The 21402-nt window shown below is 64.8% G+C and carries 18 protein-coding genes and 1 pseudogene; 12 read left to right on the plus strand and 7 right to left on the minus strand.

The window, feature by feature from the left end; genetic code table 11:
* Window positions 1-19 precede the first annotated feature (19 nt).
* From BJG93_RS06035 to BJG93_RS06050, 4 genes are all read right to left on the minus strand, one after another.
* On the minus strand, window positions 20-2518 hold the full coding sequence (locus BJG93_RS06035; protein WP_027197425.1) for an acyl-CoA dehydrogenase: 2499 nt from the start codon (window positions 2516-2518) through the stop codon (window positions 20-22).
* Window positions 2431-3303, minus strand: coding sequence for a TetR/AcrR family transcriptional regulator (locus tag BJG93_RS06040; RefSeq protein ID WP_027197426.1), 873 nt, complete (start codon window positions 3301-3303; stop codon window positions 2431-2433). Before BJG93_RS06040 ends, BJG93_RS06035 begins: the two co-directional genes overlap by 88 nt.
* Window positions 3304-3561: 258 nt before the next feature.
* A complete protein-coding gene (locus BJG93_RS06045) occupies window positions 3562-4815 on the minus strand; it encodes an MFS transporter (RefSeq protein WP_027197427.1) in 1254 nt (417 codons plus the stop codon).
* Between the two features lie 228 nt (window positions 4816-5043).
* A complete protein-coding gene (locus BJG93_RS06050) occupies window positions 5044-5946 on the minus strand; it encodes a YihY/virulence factor BrkB family protein (protein ID WP_027197428.1) in 903 nt (300 codons plus the stop codon).
* A gap of 178 nt (window positions 5947-6124) precedes the next feature.
* Here BJG93_RS06050 and BJG93_RS06055 point away from each other — a divergent pair, with 178 nt between their 5' ends.
* Window positions 6125-7534, plus strand: a complete 1410-nt coding sequence (locus BJG93_RS06055; protein ID WP_027197429.1) for a 3-deoxy-D-arabino-heptulosonate 7-phosphate synthase — start codon at window positions 6125-6127, stop codon at window positions 7532-7534.
* Here the strand turns inward: BJG93_RS06055 and BJG93_RS06060 are convergent.
* Window positions 7531-7899, minus strand: a complete 369-nt coding sequence (locus tag BJG93_RS06060; RefSeq protein ID WP_082194622.1) for a DUF6566 family protein — start codon at window positions 7897-7899, stop codon at window positions 7531-7533. The genes BJG93_RS06055 and BJG93_RS06060 overlap by 4 nt on opposite strands.
* A gap of 221 nt (window positions 7900-8120) precedes the next feature.
* On the opposite strand from BJG93_RS06060, the gene BJG93_RS06065 reads away from it, so the two are divergent.
* From BJG93_RS06065 to BJG93_RS06075, 3 genes are all read left to right on the plus strand, one after another.
* A complete protein-coding gene (locus tag BJG93_RS06065) occupies window positions 8121-8495 on the plus strand; it encodes a phage holin family protein (protein WP_027197431.1) in 375 nt (124 codons plus the stop codon).
* A complete protein-coding gene (locus tag BJG93_RS06070) occupies window positions 8492-8794 on the plus strand; it encodes a hypothetical protein (protein WP_063828925.1) in 303 nt (100 codons plus the stop codon). Before BJG93_RS06065 ends, BJG93_RS06070 begins: the two co-directional genes overlap by 4 nt.
* 210 nt (window positions 8795-9004) lie before the next feature.
* A complete protein-coding gene (locus tag BJG93_RS06075; protein ID WP_027197433.1) occupies window positions 9005-10126 on the plus strand; it encodes a sensor histidine kinase in 1122 nt (373 codons plus the stop codon).
* A 56-nt stretch (window positions 10127-10182) separates the two neighbouring features.
* Here BJG93_RS06075 and BJG93_RS06080 read toward each other — a convergent pair.
* Window positions 10183-10417: pseudogene (locus BJG93_RS06080) on the minus strand (SDR family oxidoreductase); the annotation flags it as partial.
* A gap of 184 nt (window positions 10418-10601) precedes the next feature.
* On the opposite strand from BJG93_RS06080, the gene BJG93_RS06085 reads away from it, so the two are divergent.
* From BJG93_RS06085 to BJG93_RS06120, 8 genes are all read left to right on the plus strand, one after another.
* Window positions 10602-11534: a hypothetical protein gene (locus BJG93_RS06085; RefSeq protein ID WP_027197435.1), complete on the plus strand. Its 933-nt coding sequence runs from the start codon at window positions 10602-10604 to the stop codon at window positions 11532-11534.
* A 182-nt stretch (window positions 11535-11716) separates the two neighbouring features.
* On the plus strand, window positions 11717-12145 hold the full coding sequence (locus BJG93_RS06090) for a YybH family protein (RefSeq protein ID WP_027197436.1): 429 nt from the start codon (window positions 11717-11719) through the stop codon (window positions 12143-12145).
* Between the two features lie 93 nt (window positions 12146-12238).
* Window positions 12239-12640: a GFA family protein gene (locus tag BJG93_RS06095; RefSeq protein WP_034479289.1), complete on the plus strand. Its 402-nt coding sequence runs from the start codon at window positions 12239-12241 to the stop codon at window positions 12638-12640.
* Between the two features lie 274 nt (window positions 12641-12914).
* Entirely contained in the window at window positions 12915-14036 is a 1122-nt protein-coding gene (locus BJG93_RS06100; RefSeq protein WP_027197438.1) for an AI-2E family transporter, read from the plus strand.
* 29 nt (window positions 14037-14065) lie between these two features.
* Window positions 14066-15607: a TolC family protein gene (locus BJG93_RS06105; protein ID WP_174566108.1), complete on the plus strand. Its 1542-nt coding sequence runs from the start codon at window positions 14066-14068 to the stop codon at window positions 15605-15607.
* Window positions 15604-16740 carry an HlyD family secretion protein gene (locus tag BJG93_RS06110; RefSeq protein WP_027197440.1) on the plus strand — a complete coding sequence of 379 codons (1137 nt, stop codon included), beginning with the start codon at window positions 15604-15606 and terminating at the stop codon, window positions 16738-16740. Before BJG93_RS06105 ends, BJG93_RS06110 begins: the two co-directional genes overlap by 4 nt.
* Before the next feature lie 7 nt (window positions 16741-16747).
* Window positions 16748-17761, plus strand: coding sequence for a DUF2955 domain-containing protein (locus tag BJG93_RS06115; protein ID WP_027197441.1), 1014 nt, complete (start codon window positions 16748-16750; stop codon window positions 17759-17761).
* Window positions 17762-17813: 52 nt separating this feature from the next.
* Window positions 17814-18194, plus strand: a complete 381-nt coding sequence (locus tag BJG93_RS06120) for a potassium channel family protein (RefSeq protein WP_027197442.1) — start codon at window positions 17814-17816, stop codon at window positions 18192-18194.
* 49 nt (window positions 18195-18243) lie between these two features.
* Here BJG93_RS06120 and BJG93_RS06125 read toward each other — a convergent pair whose 3' ends face one another.
* Entirely contained in the window at window positions 18244-21393 is a 3150-nt protein-coding gene (locus BJG93_RS06125; RefSeq protein ID WP_027197443.1) for an error-prone DNA polymerase, read from the minus strand.
* Window positions 21394-21402 lie beyond the last annotated feature (9 nt).

The following is a 21402-nucleotide window of genomic DNA, read 5'->3' on the forward strand; positions in this document are numbered from 1 at the left end:
CCCGGCGTGAGCGCGCTCATCAGGGCGCAAACTCCAGCGCCTTTTCGAGCGCCTGCTTGCGCTGTTGCAAATTCGCCAGCATGTCGAAGTCGGCGGGGAAATCGTCGACCTTGACGAAGCGCGCGCCGTAGCGCGCGTAGTCGTCGAGCACGCGCCGCTCGTCCGCGTCGATGAGCCCCTCGCGTTGCGCGGCATCGGCCCACGCGGCGAGCTGCGGCAGGCTTTGCGGCATCGGTTCGAGCAGTCCCTGCTTCACCGCGTCGCGCAGCTTCTGCTCGATCCGCGCGAATGGCGGAGTCAGCGCGAACGCCAGCTCGCCGTAGCCGAGCGCATCGACGTCGGGATGCGGCACGTACGAGTCGGCGACGAGCCGCTCGCGCGCGGCGCCGGGCGTTTGCATCAGCTCGGCGATCTCGCTGCCGAGCCGATCCGACGGCTCGCGATGCGGCAGGCCGAACGGGAATGCGACCACGCGCATGAGCGTCGCGGCGACCCGGTTCGGGTAGTTCGCGAGCGCGCCGTCGAGCGCGTGTTGCGCCCGGTACAGCGCATCCTCGACGCCCCAGCGCACAAGCGGCAGGTCGGCCTGCTGACGGCCTTCATCCTCGAAACGCTTCAGCGTCGCGGAGATCAGGTAGAGCTGCGACAGCACATCGCCGAGGCGCCCCGAGATGCGTTCGCGGCGCTTCAGATCGCCGCCGAGCACCAACATCGATACATCGGCGAGCAAGGCGAACACGGTCGACAGACGCGTCGCCGCACGATAGTACGCATGGAGCGGCGCATACGCGCGATGCGGCTTCGCGATCGGCGCGCCGCCGGTCAGCCCGTACACGGCGCAGCGCACCGCGTTCGACACCGTGAAATTCAGGTGAGCGAAGAACGCCGCGTCGAATTCGCGCAAGGCCTTGTGGCGATCGGGCTCGCGCGTCGCGGTGATTTCCTTCAGCACGTACGGATGGCAGCGAATCGCGCCTTGGCCGAAGATGATCAGGCAGCGCGTCAGAATGTTCGCGCCTTCGACGGTGATCGAGATCGGCACCTGCTGATACGCGCGCGCCAGAAAATTCGACGGCCCCATGCAGATGCCCTTGCCGGCCGCGACGTCCATGCCGTCGTTGATGACCATCCGCGCTCGCTCGGTGATGTGATATTTGGCGATGGCCGAAATGACGGACGGCTTTTCGCCGAGGTCGACCGCCTGCGCGGACAGGCGGCGCGCGGCGTCCATCACATACAGATTGCCGCCCATGCGGCCGAGCGCTTCCTGCACGCCCTCGAACTTGCCGACGGCGGTGCGGAACTGGCGGCGAAGCGCGGCATACGCGCCGGTGCCGCGCACCGCGAGCTTCGCCATCCCGACGTTCGACGACGGCAACGAGATCGCGCGGCCCGCCGCCAGACAGTCCATCAGCATGCGCCAGCCGTTGCCGACCTGGGCGCGTCCGCCGATCACCCAGTCGAGCGGAATGAACACGTCCGTGCCCGAGTTCGGGCCGTTCTGGAACACCGCGTTCAACGGCCAGTGACGGCGGCCGATGTCGACGCCGGGGTGGTCGGTCGGAATCAGTGCGCAGGTGATGCCGGGTTCGTCGTTCGCGCCGAGCAGATGGTCCGGATCGAGCGCGCGGAACGCGAGGCCGAGCACGGTGGCGATCGGGCCGAGCGTGATGTAGCGCTTGTCCCACGTGACGCTGAAGCCGAGCGTCTCGCAGCCCTCGTGCATGCCCTCGCAGACGATGCCGACATCGGGAATCGCGGCGGCATCGGAACCGGCATACGGGCTCGTCAGCGCGAAGCAGGGGATGTCCTCGCCGCGCGCGAGACGCGGCAGATAGTGGTTCTTCTGCGCGTCGGTGCCGTAGTGCATCAGCAGCTCGGCCGGGCCGAGCGAGTTCGGCACCATCACCGAGACGGCCGCGGCCGAGCAGCGCGTCGCGAGCTTCATGATGACCTGCGAATGCGCGTACGCGGAGAACTGTTTGCCGCCGTACTGCTTCGGAATGATCATGCCGAGAAAGCCGTGCTGCTTGATGAACTGCCACGTTCGCGGCGACAGGTCCTGCCAGACCATCGTGGTTTCCCAGTCGTTCGCGAGATCGCACAACTGCTCGCATTCGACGTCGAGGAACGACTGCTCTTCGGCGGTGAGCGTGGCCGGGCCATAGCCGAGCAGCGTGTCCCAGTGCGGGCGTCCCGAGAACAGTTCGGCGTCCCACCACACGGTGCCGGCCTCGATCGCGTCGCGCTCGGTCGGCGACATCTCCGGCAGGATCTTGCGGAACGTGTCGAGCACCGGTGTCGCGAGCCATGCGCGGCGCAGCGGCTTGATCGTCAGCACGACGGCGGGGGACACCAGCACGATCGCGAGCAGTGTCGTCAGCAGCGGGCCAGCCGCGCCGCCGACGTGCGCGGCCGCGACCCAGACGATCAGCGCCGCGAGCCACCATGAGGCGCGAGCCTGGCCGTAGACGAGAGCGAATGCGGCGATGACGAGCCCCAGGATGAACCACGGCATGACGTTTCCTCCTCCATCGTTGCGGCCGTCTCGCCGCGCGCAACTTGCTGCGCACGAACGGCCGCGTGTTGCGTGCCGCCTTCGGTCGCATCGCCGAGCACCGCGGCGAACGTGGCCAGTTGCGTGCCGTCCGGCAGCGGCGCCTTCAGCGCGGCGACCATCAATGACGCAAGGCGCGCGATCAGCTGCGCATCGTTCATCGACTTGCGTTGCGAGAACTCAGCAATCAGGCTGTCGGTATCGGTGCCGGCGAGCACGCCCGACAGCGCACCGATCGCGAAATGGAGCCGCCAGCCGAGCTCCTCGCGCGGCAGATGCGGCAGCGCGCGCTGGAACGCGTCGAAGAAGCGCACGGCCAGCGACTCGTAGTGCGCGTTCAGAAACTCGCGAATGAACGTCGACGGATCGGTGTAGGCGCGCCCGAGCAGCCGCAAAAACGCTTTGCCGCCGACGCGCGAATCGCGCGACAGACGCAGCGCTGGAATGAACATCGCGCCGAGCACGTGCTCGCAGGTGAGGCGCGCGCCGAGCATGGCGTCGAAGCGGTCGAGCAGCTTCAGGCGCTCCTGGTTGAGCCGATCTAACCGGCGCGACAGCATCGCGTGAATCAGCGATTCCTTGCTGCCGAAGTGATAGTTGACCGCCGCGAGATTGACTTCGGCGCGCGAAGTGATCTGGCGCAGCGACATGGCCTCATAACCGCATTCGATGAACAGCGTCTCCGCGGCGTCGAGAATGCGTGACTTCGTATCGCCGGCATGCCGGCCTGCTGTGCGAATTGCCACGTGGCGTCTCCTGATTGCCGGTGCTGCCGGTTCGCATACACGCGATTCAAATGGATTTTTGAAACAACCGTTTTTTTCAGGATAAGGAAGGATGGCCGGTGCGAGCAAGACGTCGGCTGGACTAACTCCTCTAGAAGAGCTGACGGAAGTCGTGCCGCGCGGAAAACAAAAAGGCCGTTCCGACGAATCGGAACGGCCTCGTATTGCGTGGCGATGCAGTTTATCTCGGCATCGTGGCGGTTCGAACACCTGAAGCGGTTAAACGTGTTGTCCTCCGACCGCGCCGCCAGGCGAACCCGCGCCGACGACGTCACGCGCGGACTGCGTCATGTCGATGCCGCGGCGCTCACGGCTAAAGGGAATCAGCGCGCAGATCACGATCGCGACGATACCGATCACAACCGCCATCACGAGCGCGTAGTCGTTGTTGTGCACTTCCGCGATTTTCGCTTGCAGCGGACCGTTGACCGACGCGATCAGATTGCCCAACTGGTACACGAGACCGGGGAAGGTCGCGCGGATCTCATCGGGCGAGATTTCGTTCAAGTGCACCGGAATCACGCCCCAGGCGCCTTGCACCGAGATCTGCATCAGGAACGCGCCGAGTGCGAGCAACATCGGCGTGGTGGAGAATGCCCACAGCGGCAGCACCGGCAGCGCGATCAGCGCGGCGATGAAAATCGCGCGCTTGCGGCCGATCTGCTCCGACAACCAGCCGAAGAACAGACCCCCGCAAATGGCGCCGATGTTCAGCGTGATGGTGATCCACGACACCGTGTGCGCGTCGAATTTGTGCTGGACGCGCAGGAAGGTCGGATACAGATCCTGCGAGCCGTGCGAGAAGAAGTTGAACGCGGTCATCAGGATGATCGCGTAGATCGACAGGCCGACGTTCTTCTTGAGCGTCGCGACGAGGCCGGGACGTACCTTCTTTTCGAGCGTCTGGAACGCGGGCGACTCCGGCACGTGCGCGCGAATGTACAGCACGAGCAGCGCGGGCACCACGCCGACGAAGAACATGCCGCGCCAGCCGATGTATTGATAGAACAGGCCGAACACGATCGACGCGAGCAGGTAGCCGCTCGGGTAACCGGCCTGCAGCAGACCCGAGACGATCCCGCGCGACTTCGGCGGCACGGTTTCCATGGTCAGCGCGCCGCCGACACCCCATTCGCCGCCCATCGCGATACCGAACAGCGCGCGCAGCACGAGCAGCGTCATCAGGTTCGGCGACAGGCCGGACAGCAGTTCGAGCAGCGAGAAGCACGCGATGTTGATCATCAGCGTCGGACGGCGGCCGTATTTGTCGGCAAGCCAGCCGAAAATCAATGCGCCGAGCGGGCGCATCATCAAGGTCAGCATGATCGCGACGGCGACCGACGGAATGTCCGTATTGAATTCCTGCGCGATGTCTTTCAGCACGAACACCATCAGAAAGAAATCGAATGCGTCGAGGGTCCAGCCGAGATAGGCGGCGATCGTGACGTTTCTCTGTTCCCGAGTCCAGCTCATTGATTGTTCTCCTGAATCTCCATAAACCCGCGTTTGAACGCGAGCGCTTCATTGCCCTTGCGTCTTATGGCAAGCGCGTTCCGGCGAGTGTACGCCGAGCGTTAAGCGTCTGCATGGTTGAAGCCGGTTTTCTCCGTGTTAGTCCGGACAGCAATTTTTGTGCTGAATTCGCCATGCATGTTTCATGTCAGGAAAATGTAAAGTCCGTGGCGAACGCGCGGACCCGAATCATGCTGGCCGAAGATCGGCATGCGCGCGCGACGCCGTCTCGCGATACAACGACGCGCTGACTTCCGCGCCGAACAGAAACACGACCGCACAGAAATACAGCCACATCATCAGCACCGCGAGCGAGCCGGCCGCGCCGAATACGCCCGCCGTGCCCGCATGCACGAGATAGAAGCCGAACAGATGTCGGCCCGCCGTGAACAGCAGGCTCGCCACGGTGCCGCCCACCAGCGCGGGTCGTACCGGCACCGCCGCGTCGGGCAGCCACTTGATCAGCGCGCCGAGCCCGACGGCCAGAATGACAAAACCGAGCAACGATTGCAGCACATCGGCAACGACGCCCAGCGCCGGATTGCCGAACAGCGCACCGCCGAGGGTCTGAATCGCGGCATCGACGACGAGCGACACCACCAGCAGAAAGCTGAGCCCGAATAGCAAGCCGATGGACACGAGTCGCGCCCGCAAGACCAGCGCGAGCCCGGCGATGCCTTTGCGCGGATGGGCGGCGAACACGATGTCGAGCGCGGTATTGAGCGATGAAAACGTGGCGGACGCGCCGACCAGCAACAGCGCGATCGACAACGCCGCGGCCATGCCGCTGCCGCCCGCGCGGTGCGCGTGTGCGACGATGTCCTGCATCGCGTGCGCCGCGTCGTTGCCGACCAACTGCCGCGCCTGCTCGAAAAGCCGTCCCTGCGCGGCATCGCGGCCGAAGATCCAACCGATGACCGCCAGCACCAGCAGCAGCGTCGGCGCCAGCGAGAACGCCGAATAGAACGCGATGCTGGCGCCGAGCATCGCGCATCGGTCCGACAGAAAACGATTGGCGGCATCGCTCGCGACGTTGATCGTCCGGCGCCAGCGAGCCGGCTTCGCTGCGGTTTTCGGTTGCTGTCGTGACATGGCGTCCTCGGCCTGCCGCCGTGCGCGAACCTGCGCCTCGCGCTACCGCGACCATGATGGGGCTGCGTCGCGCGCTAATGCAGCATGGCGCGCGCCAGCCACGAGCGGCGCGTCCGGGTCCGCGCGCCGCACCGAGCGTTCAGGTACAGTTACCTCGCCAACTTATCGACATATCGCTATGTCCGTGACGCCATCGTCTTCGTTGCTCGCCGAGATACTCGACGCTGTCGCGCGCCGTTATCGCCTGCCGGCGCTCGCGGCCGTCTGCGCGCCGGCGCCGCAAGCGAGTCCCGCGACCGTGCTCGCGCTCGCGATCGAGCAGGCGCGCGAGGCGAGCGCGCGTGGTCAAGCCCCGGACGCGGCAAGTCAGCGGTTCTTCATCGAGGCGCTCGCGCGCATGATTCGGGAGGCGATGCGCGACGAAGCCGGCGACCCGGTGTTTCAGGCGATGCTGCTACGGCATCGCAGCGCGGTGGTGCGCGAGTACGCGTCGCTGGCCGCGCATGCGAGCGTCGATCGCCGGTTGATCTACGCGGCCGTCAATGCGATCGCGCATCCGGCCAAACAGCAGCGGCTGCTACCCGGCCTGCAACGCGACGCGTTGGCGCGGCTGCACGCGCTCGCGCTTGCCGAAGCGTGGCCCGAACTGGGCGAGGCCGTGCAGGCTTGCATCGATACGCCGCAGATCGCGCACGACGCGGCGCTGCAACGCGGCCTCGCGCAATTAATCGACAGTGCCGCGTTGCAGCGCTTGCGACGGCTTGACGCGCTGACGTCCGACGAGCGCGTGTGTCACTACCGGTCGCTATGGGATCGCCAGGGGCCGCGACCGGGAAGCTCCACTGCGCTCGCGCGAGGATTGAGTTCGAAGCAGCGCGGCGCCGCGGTCGAAGCGTCGGCAACCGATGCGCTCGAGGCACTCGCGCGGCGCCTCAACGACGCGCAGGGAGCGGAAGCCGCGTACCGTGTCGTGAACTCGATGCGCGTGCCGGCCACGATACCCGCGAGCCACGAGCGCGCGAAAACCGAATGGGACGTGGTGCTATTGCGCGAGGCGCAGCCTCCGGCAGACGCGGCGGCGTGGGACGTGTGCCTGCTCGTCGAAGCGAAGGCATCGGTCGACGCGGCCACCACCGATCTGCCGCGGCTCGTGCGCGGGCTGACGCTGCTCGCGCACGCGGACCCGCACACCGTCTACTCGTTCCGCACGCAGCAAGGCGCGGTGCGTCTGAGCGGCGCGTCGCTCGCCGCGCTGACCAGCGACAGGGCCGGTCTTCGCAGGACCGTGCTGTATTGCTGCGATGCGCCCGTCGAAGCGGCGCCGCGCGTGCTGAGTCCGGCGAGCCGGATGCAACTGCTGTCGGCTCACGCCAGCCTCGACTTCGCGAGCGCATTGGCGGATGGGCGCGACGCCGATTGCGCGGAACTCGAACCGGTGTGGCGTCACTTGCTCGAATCGCCGCGATGGCGCACGGTGCTCGACCAGTACGCGACGCTGCGCGAGGTCCGCGAATTGATGGTTCATCCGGACGACTTGCGGGCCGCGATCGGCGTCGCGGACGCAAGCCGGGTGAGTGCCGCGCGCTAGGAGCTATCGCCGAGCGCCCGGTCGATCAGATAGCGTCCATGTTCGATGCCGGCGCGCAACGCTTCCGCTTCAGTGAGCCATTCCGGCGTCACGGGCTCGACATTGGCCAGACCCGCGGGTAGGTCCATCGGCCGGCCGTCGCGGGAAATCGACACGTCGGCGATCCAGGCGTCGCGGGCATTCTGATGCGCGGTCACCGTGATGAGGGCGCCGCGGTACACGTCATGCATCGCGTGCTGCGAGCCGCGCTCCTCACGCGCGGCGGGCAGCGCGCGTCCGTCCGGGGTAGCCATATCGGAGCCGGTGTCGCCGATGCTATCGCCGGCGCTGCGCTCGCTGTCATCGGGTGGGGGGCGCGGGGTCATGCTGTCCTCGCAGAGCGAATGGTCTGCTTCGGTCCAGCAAGGGCTGTGCCGCCAAGCCGACCACCTCGGGGCGTCCGCGCGGGAACGGGCACGCGGCGTGCGATCGGTTAGCGCGGGTCCGGCTCTTGCGCTGGGTTCAACGCTGGCGTCGCTTCGCTCTATCGGCCGATGGACGGAGTCTGTGCATATTGCGGCCGGCGCAAACAAATCGTGAGGACAGAATGACAATCCATGCGAAGGTCACGAGATGGCGCAACGTCGGTCGATTCTGTGTCGAGCGTGTCACCGACTATAGCGAGCTGATCGCGTTGGAAGTCGAGGAGACGCGAAAGCGCCTGGTGCGCGAGTTGAGCGCGCTCGTGGCGTTGGCGGTCGCGGGCCTGTTCACGCTGTCCTTCATTTGCATCGCGATCATCGCTACTGCATGGCAGACGGCCTACTTTCTTGCGGTGGTGTGGGGCGTGGCCGCCGCGTGGCTGCTGGTGTGCATCGTTTCTTTCCTCGTCGTGCGGGCGCAGAAACCGGCGCAATCGCTTCACGTCCTCAAGGCCGAGATTCACAGCGATCTCGACGCGCTCAGGGAGTCGCTCAAATGAGTCAACCACATCGCGCGCATGAGCTTGCCCGGGTGACCATTCTGGAACGCATGGAGGCATCGCGAACCGCCTTGGTCGTGGCGAACGGGACTGCCGCATTGCCGGCGGCGCGGCCGGCCTGGCGGTCATCCGCCAGCAATGTGCTCGGGTCGCTCGCCGAGGCGCCGCATGTCGCGCTGCTGCTCGCGCTGGTGGTCGGCGGCATCGTGCTTGGGCCGCGCCGCACGCTGTCGATCGCGGGCCGCTCCGGTCTGACGGCGTGGATCGCCCGCAATGTGCGGCGGGCGATCACGCAGTGATAGGGGCCCAGCGCGGCTCAAGCGCCGATCGGTTGCGCTTACCTGGCCGCGTCGCGCGGATTCTCGAGGTTGTCACGCTAATGGCGAACTAGCCATACCTGCGGCTTGCGCTGGACGCAGCGTAAACACCGAGGGAAACCCTCCATGCATTCGTGCGTAATACGCATGTAGCTAAATATCTCCTTCATTCCTCTGTTCTGCGGAGCGGGCATGCGATTGGCGGATTTTATCCGGCGGGACACCGAGCCAATCCTGCGGCAGTGGGAGGCGTTTGCTGCCACCCTGTTGCCGGCGGCAGATAACATGGGTTCGCTGGCCTTGCGCGACCACGCGCCGCAGCTTCTCGAAGCGATCGCGAGAGACCTTCGGAGTTCGCAGACCACGAAAGCGCAACACGGAAAATCGCTGCGGCGCGCTCCCAAACTGAATAATGCGCCGGAGACCGCCGCGCAGACACATGCCGTCTTGAGGGCGCGAGGCGGCTTCGACAGCAACCAGCTGGCCGCGGAGTACCGTGCGTTGCGCGCCAGCGTGCTGCGGTTGTGGATGGACGAGTGTCATCCCGAGGCACCTTGTCTGGATGACGTCATCCGCTTCAATGAGGCCATCGATCAGGCGCTTGCCGAATCGCTCGGCTTTTTCACCCTGCAAGTGGATCAGGCGCGCAATCTGTTGCTCGGGATGCTCGGCCATGACATGCGCAGCCCGCTTCAGACGATCCAGATGACGGCGTCGTATCTGTGCGCGCTGAATGCTGGGGAGCGCGTTTCAGAAGCCGCCACCCGTCTGGTGCGCAGCGGCGCTCGGATGCAGGCACTTCTCGATGACTTGTGCGATTTCAACCGGACCAGACTCGGGCTTGGAATCAACGTCTCGCCCACCACCGTTGATCTCGCGGAGGTCTTCATTGACGAACTGGACCAGTTGCGCGCAATTCATCCCGACCGGCAAATCGAGCTGGAGGTACAGGGTGACGTGCGGGGCGTCTGGGATGGCCCGCGTTTACAACAGCTGCTGGGCAATCTGGTTCTCAATGCCATCAAATATGGATCGCCCGACGCGCCAGTGCGGGTCGTGGTGACTGGCGACCAGGCCGAGGTGCGTTTCGAGGTTACGAACAGCGGACCTGCCATCGAAATGTCGTTGCTCGAGTGCATTTTTGATCCACTTCAGCGCGGTCCGGATCTGCAGAACGCTCAAGACGGCCGCAGCGGTCTTGGCCTCGGACTCTATATCGCGACCGAAATCGCCAAGGCGCACAACGGCGCGATCGAGGCGCGCTCAGGCGCGGATGAGACGACGTTCGCCGTACGTCTGCCGCGCAACAGCTAACGGCCGAGGCGCCGGCACGAACATCCGCATCCGCGCTGGCGCCGTGTTCTAAAAGCTCATGTGCGGGTGATCGAAACCCCACCGTCGACCAACGAAGCCGTACCCGTCACGAAGGACGAATCGTCGGAAGCGAGATAGAGCGCCGAGCGTGCAATCTCTTCCGGCTTTGCCACCCGCTTGAGCGCGTGCAGGCCTGTCACGAACGTCTGCGATTCGGTCGTATCGAGTCGAGGTGAAGATAATCGACCCACCGCCATGCTTGATCATCTCGGGAATCTGATGCGTGAGCCCAAAACTTCGTGCCCGGAATGGCTGCCGGGTCAGCGATGAGCGCTTCGCGTTCCGCGACCTGTATTTGCGTATGGCCGCGTGACGGCGGTGACGATGCACTCGCAAACGAATGCAAGCGCAACGAGGGCGCCACGATCGGATCGGCATCTTGTGCGCCGCAACCGAGCCGAAAAGGAGGATGACCATGAGCAGGCTTGCGAAATCCGCGGCGGGCAACCGGTGCGCGCGATCATGGTGGACGGTCTTGATCACGACGACGTTCTGTTGCGTGTGCCTGAGCGCCTTCGCGCAAGCGGACGACGGCGCGGCTCGCCTGCGCGAGAAATATCAGAGTCTGACGCAGCAACTCGCGCACAACCCGTTTCAGCGACCGTTGTACCTCGAGTCGCAGGAGTTGCCGTCGGCGCTCAAGGGCGATATTTACGGTGTGCTCAACTATCCTTTCGCGGTGGTCAGCGGCGCGCTCAACGACCCGGCCCGGGGTCCGGCCAACTGGTGCGACGTGTTGATCCTGCATCTGAACACCCAATACTGCCATGCGTCGACCAGCGACAGCGGTACGGTTCTCACGGTGAACATCGGCAAGAAAACCGAGGAATCGCTGTCGTCGTCGTACCGCGTGCAATTCAACTATCGCCCGGTAGCAAGCACCCAGGATTATTTTCGCGTCGAGCTCAGCGCCGCCACGGGTCCGCTGAGCACGAAAGACTACCGTATCGTGCTGGAAGCGATACCCGTGGGGGATAGCCGCACCTTTATTCACCTGACTTACGCGTACGGATACGGCGCGGCGGGACGGTTCGCGATGAAAACCTACCTGGCGACGATCGGTAGCGGCAAGGTTGGCTTTTCCTCGACGCCCGATCCGTCGACGGGCGAGACGCGATATATCGGCGGCGTGCGCGGTCTGGTCGAACGCAATACCATGCGCTATTACCTCGCCATCGATGCCTATCTTGCCGCGCTTTCCAGCCCACCCAACGCACGCCTCGACAAACGCCTCACCGACTGGTTCGATGCGACCGAGCAGTATCCGCGGCAATTGCACGAGGTCAGCCGCGCCGACTATATGCAAATGAAGCACGACGAGTATCAACGTCAGCAGATTGCTCAGTAATCCGCGCAGCCCGCGGCGATCCGATCAATGCAATGCAATATCGCGTCGAAGGTTTTTTCGGGGAGATGTCGATCCGATGGTGCGTCGATCGTCGTTAGCTGGTAAGACAATCGGTCAGGAACCTTGGATCTGCCGTTCGCGCCAGGTCTGGCCGCCACCGTCATCCGACCCGGGAGCACACTGTGAACAGACTCGACAATCCGATCCTGCAAGTCCTGGAAAGCTACAAAGCCGCGGTATGGGCAAAAGACGTGAACGCGTTGGTTGCGCTTTACGACCGCGATGCGGTGGTCTTCGACATGTGGGGGACATGGTCGTACAACGGCATCGCATCGTGGCGCGCCATGGTGGAGGGCTGGTTCGGTTCGCTGGGTACGGAACGTGTGATAGTCGATTTCAGCGAGGCGCGAACGATCGTCGCCGCGGACCTCGCCGTGGTTCACGCTTTCGCGACATACAAGGCCGTCGACGCCGACGGATTGGAACTGCGCGCCATGGACAATCGCCTCACCATGACGCTGAGGCAGCAGGCCGACGGATGGAACATTGTCCACCAGCACACTTCCTCTCCGATCGAGGCCGGCACGGCGCAGGTCATTTTCAGGCGCTAGCGCTCTGGCGGTTCGACATCGGGCGTCGACTCGCGAATAATCACGGCTGCGTGACTTGCCAATTTGCGACGTACCCTCTGTTTAAAAGCAGCCATGAAACCATTGCTTGCCGGCCGATGCCTTTGCGGTGCCGTCCATTACTCGGTTAGAGACGAATTCGTCTATGCGTTGAACTGCCACTGTTCGAACTGCCGGCGCGCGACCGGCTCGGCGTTCAAATCCTTCGCGGGAATCGAGCGCGACAAGTTGCGCATCACTCGGGGCGAAGACAGCCTGTTGATTTTTGGCGATGAACGCGCGTCGCATGACGTGCGCTGCAAAATATGTGGAAGTCTGATGTTCTCGGTGGTTCGTCAGGGCCAGTACGTCCACGTCACGCTGGGAACGCTCACAGACTCGCCCGCCCTGTCTCCCACTGCCCACAATTTCGTAGGTTCAAAGGCACCGTGGTACTCGATCACTGACCAATTGCCGCAGCACGACGAATTCGGGTGAGTTTCGTTCCTATCGCCAACATCGATTCGAAAGATCGCACCGGGTCCATGAGACCAAAGTCCAATTGAATATTTCAGGTGCGGGTCCAATAGTAGTGAAACGCCGCGTTCTGTCGACGACAAAGCCGGCGCCATCCTCTTCCTAAGATGCCGGAATCGCAGGCAGGCCTTGGTGTTGCCGTCAAGAACGATCCAGTGGGTATGAGTTTTCGCGATTGCAGGCCTATCACGATGTCGCCGCCGAACCGCGACGCGACCTGGCGGGAGAACAACTTATGCTGCTCACACCGATTCCCCAACGCACTCCGTCCCGAGAGATGCTCGACGTGCTGATCCGCGCCGGACTCGTCGCGGTCCTGGCCGTATTCTGTTTTCGGATCTTCGCGCCGTTTCTTAACCTGATGGTCTGGTCGGTGATTCTTGCGATCACGCTCTATCCGCTGCAGGTCCTGCTTCGCTCCATGCTCGGCGGCAAGGATGGCCTGATCGCCACGCTGATCGTCCTTGTCGCGTTTGCCGTGATTCTGGTGCCGACGTATGCGCTGGGTCTCGCGGTAGCCGATTCGGTCGAGAAATCGATAGCCATTGCCAGGAGCGGTAGCTTCCGGATTCCGCCTCCCGCGGAGTCGGTGGCGGGTTGGCCGTTGGTCGGCCAGCGTGTGTACGACTTCTGGCAACAGGCATCGACGGACCTGACCGGTCTTGCGCACAAGTTCGCCCCGCAGCTGAAGGAGGCCGGGCTCGCTGTGCTTGCGACGGTGACGGGTCTCGGTGCCGGCCTGGTGATATTTTTCGTCGCGCTGATCGTCGCGGGAATCCTGATGGCCCACGGTGAGAAGGGCTATCACAGCGCGGTGCAGATCGCCTCGCGCATCTCGGGCCCCGAGAACGGCGCTCCGATCGCCGACCTGTGCACGGCGACGATTCGCGCGGTGGCCCAAGGGGTAGTGGGCATCGCGTTTATCCAGATGCTGCTGATCGGCATCGGCTTCGTCGTAAAGGGGATACCGGGCGCGGGGTTGCTCGCGCTGGCCGTGCTGCTGCTCGGCATCATGCAATTGCCGGCCACGCTGATCACCATTCCGGTGATCGCCTTCGTGATCGTCACGGACGGCGTGAACACCGCAAACATCATATTCTCGGTTTACGTGTTCGTCGCGGGCCTGGCCGACAACGTGCTCAAGCCATTGATGCTGGGCCGTGGCGTCGCGGTGCCGATGCCCGTCGTGCTGATCGGAGCGCTCGGCGGCATGGTGACGGGCGGCGTCATCGGGCTATTCGTTGGGCCCGTGATGCTGGCCGTCGGTTATCAGCTGTTCTGGCGCTGGGTCCGAGACCAGGCTCGACCCGAGCAACCCACGCAATCCACGCGGACCCACGAACAGAAGCAGACCTGAAGCTCGAGGATGGCTCCGTGTCACCGTTGATGCGTCCGTACGGGATCGCAGTGCTTTTCGGGGCGGCGGTCGGCCTGAGCGGATGCATGCGGGTGGGCCCGGACTTCAAGCCGCAGCATGAAGCGTGGAGCGAGCACTGGCGTAGCGAATCGATCGCGCGGGCCACGCAACAGAGTGCACAGCCCGATCTGCGCCAGTGGTGGCTGATCTTCGACGACAGGAATCTCGAACGTCTGATCGCCGAAGCCGACGCGAACAACAGCGACCTGAAGATCGCCGGACTGCGCGTGCTCGAGGCGCGCGCACAGCTCGGCATCGCGCTCGCGGGACGCTATCCGCAGGTGCAGCAGGCGAGTGCCGATGGACTGGCTTCGGCGCGCAAGCGTTCGGACGGTTCGAATCCGCGCTCGGGCGCCTTCGTGCAGTACGGCGCGGGTTTCAGCATCGGCTGGGAACTCGATTTCTGGGGACGTTTCAGCCGCGCGATCGAATCGGCCGACGCCGCGTTCTTCGCCGCGCAAGCCAACCGCGACGATGCACTGGTTCTGTTGCACGCGCAGGTCGCGGATACCTATTTCACGCTGCGGGTCGCGCAGGCGCGGCTAGGTATCGCTCGCGAGAACGCCCAGTTGCAAAAACGCAGCTACGACATCGCTCAAAAGCTCTTCAAGGCTGGCGAATCCGATGAACTCGACTTCCAGCAGGCGAAAACGCAGTACCTCGGGACGCTGAGCAGCATCCCCGATCTCGACAGCCAGATCGTGCTTGCGCGTCATGCGCTGTCGGTGCTGATCGGGCGAGCGCCGGGTCCGCTGCCGGAACTCGACGTGCAGACCGGCAAGGAAGGCGTGGTGCCGCTGGTGGATCATGCAGTGCTGCAGGACGTGCCGGCCGATCTGCTGCTGCGCCGCCCTGACGTTCGCGCGGCCGAGTACCAGATGGCTTCGCAGTCGGCGCTGATCGGCGTGGCAAAAGCGGATCTGTACCCGTCGGTATCGTTGCTCGGCACGCTGACGTGGACCGCCAGTTCGCTCGCGGGCGCACCGAGCACACTGCTGTTTGCCGCGGGCCCGAGCGTGACGTGGAACGTATTCGATCACGGCAGGATCACGAACAACGTGCGCGTCCAGGACGCACGGCTGCAAGAGCTGACCCTCGCTTATCAGAACACGGTGCGCGAGGCGGCGCGCGAGGCCGACGACGCCGCGACGGCGCTGCTCGCCGCGTTGCAGCGCGACACCATTCTGAATGACGCGCAGGGCGCGGCGCGGCGCTCGCTAACGCTCGCCAATACGATCTATCGGGAAGGCTATTCGGACTTCCAGCGGGTCCTCGATGCGCAGCGCGCGCTGTTCGCGCAGCAGGACGCGTACGTGGTCAATCGCAGCAATGCGCTCGGCAGCGTGATCGCGCTTTACAAGGCGCTCGGCGGCGGCTGGGAAACCGAACAGCCGCTCGTCGACGCGGCGACGCGCGCGCAGATGCGGCAACGCACCGATTGGGGCGACCTGCTCGACGAAACGGCGCCGTCTTCCGGTACGCCGGGGCAAGCCGAAGGGGCGTCACGATGAGCGATACCCAGGATACCCGCGAGCCTCGAGCCGCCGCCCCGCCGAAGTCGTCGACGCCTGCTGCCGACCCTTCGGGCAGGGCGGTCAAATGGGTCGTCTGTCTGATCGTGGTGAGCCTGATCTGGTATCTGCTCGCCGACCGTTTCACGCCGTATACGCAGCAGGCGCGGATTCAGGCCTATGTCGTGCCCGTCGCCGCCGAGGTGTCGGGACGTGTGACGCGGGTGTTCGTCCATAACAACCAGGATGTCGACGCGGGGGACGTGCTGTTCGAAGTCGATAGCGAGCCCTACCGCATTGCCGCTGACCGGGCGCGCGCCGATCTCGAGTCCACGCGCCGGCAGGTCGGTGCCAGCACGGCCGGTATCGAATCGGCCCTCGCCGCGCTGCGGGCCGCCATCGCGAACGAGGTCAAGGCGCGCCAGGACAGCGACCGTCTCGAGCGGCTCTATCGTGAAGACGAGGGCACCGTCTCGCTGCGACGCCTCGAAGTCGCGCGGGCGACGCATGCACAGGCGCTAAGCCAGGTCGACGGGGCCCGTGCCGAAGTCGAGCGGGCGCGGGAGCAGCAGGGCGGCAGCGAGACGGAGAATGCGCAGTTGCGCAGCGCCGCTGGCGCGCTCGAGAAGGCCGAACTCGATCTCGCCAACGCGCGGGTCAGAGCCCGCTCGAGCGGCGTCGTGACCGACCTGCGCACGGAAGTCGGTCAGTTCGCCGCGGCGGGCAATCCGGTCATGACGCTGATCGCGATCCGCGACGTGTGGGTCAGCGCCGATATGACGGAGAACAATCTGGGCCGTCTCAGACCCGGCACGCGCGTCGAGATCGCCTTGGACGTGCTGCCCGGCGAAGTGTTCGGCGGGCGGGTTCGCAGTGTCGGCTATGGCGTGAGCGTGGGGCAGAGCACGCCGGCCGGCAGCCTGCCCACCGTGCAAAATAGCCGCGACTGGCTGCGTCCCGCGCAGCGTTTCCCGGTAACCGTCGAATTCGACGACAGCGAGCGCGCGCGTCTGCGCGATCTGCGGGTGGGCGGGCAGGCCGAAGTGATGGCGTTTCCGACCCAGGGCAATCCACTCAATCCGCTGGGACACGCGTTCATCCGGCTGATGAGCTGGCTTTCCTACGTCTATTGAGAAGCCCATGCAGCCCGTGACCCAGCGCCTCGGTTATCGCGCGATACGGGTGGCCATCGGAACGGCGATCGCACTTACCGTCAGCTTTGGACTCGATTTCCCGATACCCGTCGTCGCGCCGGTATTCACGGTTTTTCTGCTGGTCATGCAGAATCACCCGCTGTCGTTGAGGGCCGGCGTGATTCTTTCGCTGGTCGTGGCGTCGACCACAGGCAGCGGCCTGCTCGTCGTTCCGTTGCTTCGTCACTATGCGTTGGCCGGCATCATGATCGTCGGCCTCATGCTGTTTTTCGCGTTTCGTTACGGGCTGCGTGGCGGCAACCATCTCGTCGCGACTTTTCTGGTCGCGGGACTGACGATGATTTCCGCCGCGGGCACGGCCGACTTCGAACTGGCCCTGACGGTCGTCGGCGCGCTGGCGAAGGGACTTCTGCTTGCCGTGCTGGTGTCGATGCTGGCGCACAGGTTGTTTCCCGAAAGCATGGGCGCGCGAGAAGCGCCCGCCGCGGCAGCGATGGCGGCAGACGAGGCGGCCTATATCGCGCTGCGTGCGGCGCTGGTCGTCATGCCGGCCTATCTGCTCGCGATGACCGATCCGGCGAACTACATGCCGATTATCATGAAGTCCGTCAGCCTCGGCAGACAAACCTGTACGACCTCGGCCCGCGGCGCCGCGCGCGATCTGATCGGCTCGACGCTGCTCGGCGGGCTGCTCGCCATCGCGTTCTGGTTTGCGCTGAGGCTGTTCGTGCATCTGTGGATGTTCTTTCTGTGGATGCTGTTGTTCGGCCTGCTGGTGGCACGCAAGCTGTACGGCCTGCAACCCACGCGGGGTTCGCCGGGCTTCTGGCTGAACAGTCTCGTGACGATGATCATTCTGCTCGGGCAATCGGTGCAGGACAGCGTGGCGGGCAAGGATGTCTACACCGCATTTGCCGTGCGAATGGGGCTCTTTCTGGCCGTAACGGCCTATGCGTATTTGATGCTTCTGCTTTTCGAGCAGCACCGCCGGGTTGAGTGAGGCGGTGCGGCATGCTGCAAAGCGGACCCGGTGATCGCCACAGGAGCGTGCAATGGGAAATGCGACAGGTGATGGCGCGGCCCGTCCTCGGACCGGTGAAATCCTGAAGGAAATGGCGATCACCGCGTGGTATCTGAGAGCGGTTCTGATCGGCCTGCTGCTACTGTTCGTCCTGCTGACGATTGGCATGTACTACTGGGGTGCGCCCGTCGAGACAGCGAACCGGACACCGTCACGGCTGGGTGAAACCGTGTACTTCTGCGCAATCACCGCGCTCACCATCGGGTACGGCGATGTCGTGCCCACTTCGGCGTTCGGCCGGATCGACGCCGCATGCCTGGGGCTGATCGGCGTGGTGTTCACCGGCTTGATCGTGGCCGCGGCGGTACGAGGTGTGCAGGAGGCCGCGCATCGGGCGGAAAGGACGGGATAGCGAGGCAAGGTTCTGCGTGCGGGCAGAGTTCGCTACGTCACGGGACGGCTCAGCAGAAGTTTCTGCTCGATGTCTGCAAGCCGCCCAGCAGATGAGACATGTCGACCAGCCGCTGCGCCACGAGATGCCGTACTTCTCCCTGACACTGCCAGGTGCCGTACACGGCGAGCAGTGCGGCGCCCAACGCTTCTTTCCGCTGTTTTTCGAGCAGGCTCGGCCAGATGATCACATTGACGTTGCCCGTCTCGTCTTCGAGCGTGACGAACACGACGCCCTTGGCCGTGCCGGGACGCTGACGGACCGTCACGAGTCCACAGCCGCGCGCGAGGCGGCCGTTGCGATAGGTCCGCAGCGTCGAGGCCGGCATCAGCCGGTTCGCGAGCAACTGCGGCCTGAGCAGTTCCAGCGGATGGCGGTTGAGCGTCAGGCCGAGCGAGCGATAGTCGGCGACGATGTCGTTCGCCTCGGTCGGTGCGCCCAGTTCGGGCGTTTCGTCCTGCGTCGCCGCGGCCGCGAGCATATCCTTGTCCGGCACCGCGACGACCGACTGCCACAGCGCTTCGCGGCGGTTTCCCGCGAGCGATGCCAACGCATTCGCGTCCGCTAGCGCATGCAGGTCTTTGCGGTCGAGTTGCGCGCGGCGCGCGAGATCGTTGACGCTCGCGAACGGACGAACCGCGCGCGCGTTCTCGATCCGTTCCGCGGCGCCGTCCTTCATGCCGCGCAGCAGCGAAAGACCGAGACGCACGGCGGGGCGTGTCGCGCCCGCACGGTGTTCGAGCGATGAATCCCAACCGCTGATCGTCACATCGGCCGGCAACACCGTGACGCCATGCCGCTGCGCATCCTGAACCAGTTGCGACGGCGAATAGAAGCCCATTGGCTGGCTGTTCAGCATCGCGGCGAGAAAGGCCTCCGGTTCGTGACACTTGAGCCAACTGCTCGCATAGACGAGCAACGCGAAACTGGCCGCGTGACTTTCGGGGAAACCGTATTCGCCGAAGCCCTTGATCTGCTCGAAGATCGCTTCCGCGAAGGCCAGATCGTAGCCGCGCTCCTGCATGCCGAGCACGATGCGGTCGTAGTATTTTTCGAGTCCGCCTTTGCGTTTCCACGCGGCCATCGCTCGCCGCAGCTGGTCGGCTTCGCCGGCGGTGAAGCCGGCCGCGAGAATCGCCACCTGCATCACCTGCTCCTGGAAGATCGGCACGCCGAGCGTGCGGCCCAGCGCGGTCTTCAAGTCGTCGCTCGGATAGGTCTCGGGCTCGAAGCCCTGGCGGCGCTGCAGATACGGATGCACGGCGCCGCCCTGAATCGGACCCGGCCGCACGATCGCGACTTCGATGACGAGGTCGTAGAACGTGCGCGGCTGCATGCGCGGCAGCATGCTCATCTGTGCGCGCGATTCGATCTGAAACACGCCGACCGTATCGGCGGCCGAAATCATCGCGTAGGTCGCCTCATCCTCGGATGGAATGTCCTGCATCTCGAAGCGCTCGCCGCGTTCTTCCGAAACGAGGTCGAGCGTGCGCCGGATCGCGGACAGCATGCCGAGCGCGAGCACGTCGACCTTGAGCAAGCCCAATGATTCGAGATCGTCCTTGTCCCACTCGATCACCGAGCGGTCCGCCATCGCCGCGTTTTCCACCGGCACGAGCCGCGTGAGCTTGCCGCGGCTGATCACGAAGCCACCCGAATGCTGCGACAGGTGGCGCGGAAAATTCAGCAGTTGCGAGGCGAGCTTCGCCCATGCCTGAATCAAGGGCTGGTCCGGATCGAGGCCGGATTCCGCGAAGCGTGCGAGCAGATCGCGGCTGGTATCGAACCAGTGATGCGACTTCGCGACCGCGTCGACGATCTGCGGATCGACCCCGAGCGCCTTGCCCGTTTCCCGCAGCGCGCCACGCGGACGATAGGTCGACACCGCCGCCGCGATCGCGGCCCGGTCGCGGCCGTACTTGCGATAGATGTACTGGATCACTTCTTCGCGCCGCTGATGCTCGAAGTCGACGTCGATATCGGGCGGCTCGCCGCGCTCCTTGCTGATGAAGCGCTCGAACAGCATGTTGCCGCGCGCGGGGTCCACTTCGGTCACGCCGAGGCAGTAGCACACCGCCGAGTTCGCGGCCGATCCGCGTCCCTGACACAGAATGTGCTGGCTGCGCGCGAAGCGGACGATGTCATAGACCGTCAGGAAATACGGCTCGTACTGCAAGTCCGCGATCAGTTCGAGTTCGTGCTCGATCTGCTGCTGAACGGGATGCGGAATGCCCGCCGGAAAACGCCGCTGCGCGCCGATGTAGGTCTCCTGGCGAAGATACGAGGCCGCCGTATGGCCGGCCGGCACCAGCTCGTCGGGATACTCGTAGCGCAATTCGTCGAGCGAAAACGTGCAGCGGCTCGTGATGTCGAGCGTCGCGGCCAGCGCGTCTTCCGGATACAGGTTGGCGAGCCGCAAGCGCGAGCGCAGATGCTGCTCGGCGTTCGGCGCGAGATCATAGCCGCACTGATGGACCGGTTTGCCGACCCGGATCGCGGTCATCGTGTCCTGCAGCGGCTTGCGCGAGCGCACGTGCATCACGACTTCGCCGAGCGCGACGACGGGCACATCCCGGCTGCGCGCGACGAACTCGACCGCGCCGCGATGCAGATCGTCCATCGCGCGTTGATGAAGCACGAGGCCGACCCATGCGCGGCCGGTGAACGTTTCGTCGAGCCATTCGACCTGCGCGTCGAGCGCGTCTTCGCTGGCCGGAAAATCCGGCACGAGAATCGCGAGGCAATCGGGCATGCCGCACAGGTGGCGATACGTCTTCTCCGGCCGCGACAGATCCTGCGGCGTGAGCCGGTATTCGCCCTTGGGCGCGCGCATGCGCGCCAGCGTGATGAGCTCGGACAGGTTGCCGTAGCCGTTGCGGTTGCGGGCGAGCAGGATCAGGCCGAACGCCGGCGAACCATCGGCATTGACGAGCCGGAAATACGAACCAACGATGAACGGCAGATTCGCGTCCTTCGCCGCGACATGCGCGCGCACGACACCTGCAAGCGAGCATTCATCGGTGATCGCGAGCGCGGAGTAGCCGAGTTGCGCGGCACGCTCGGCCAGTTCCTCAGCGTGCGACGCGCCCCGCAGAAACGTGAAGTTGGAAAAGCAGAACAGCTCGGCATACGCCGGCAGCATCGTGAAGGTGGTGTCCATGGCCGCTCA

The sequence above is a fragment of the Paraburkholderia sprentiae WSM5005 genome (assembly GCF_001865575.2).
Lineage (GTDB): Bacteria > Pseudomonadota > Gammaproteobacteria > Burkholderiales > Burkholderiaceae > Paraburkholderia > Paraburkholderia sprentiae.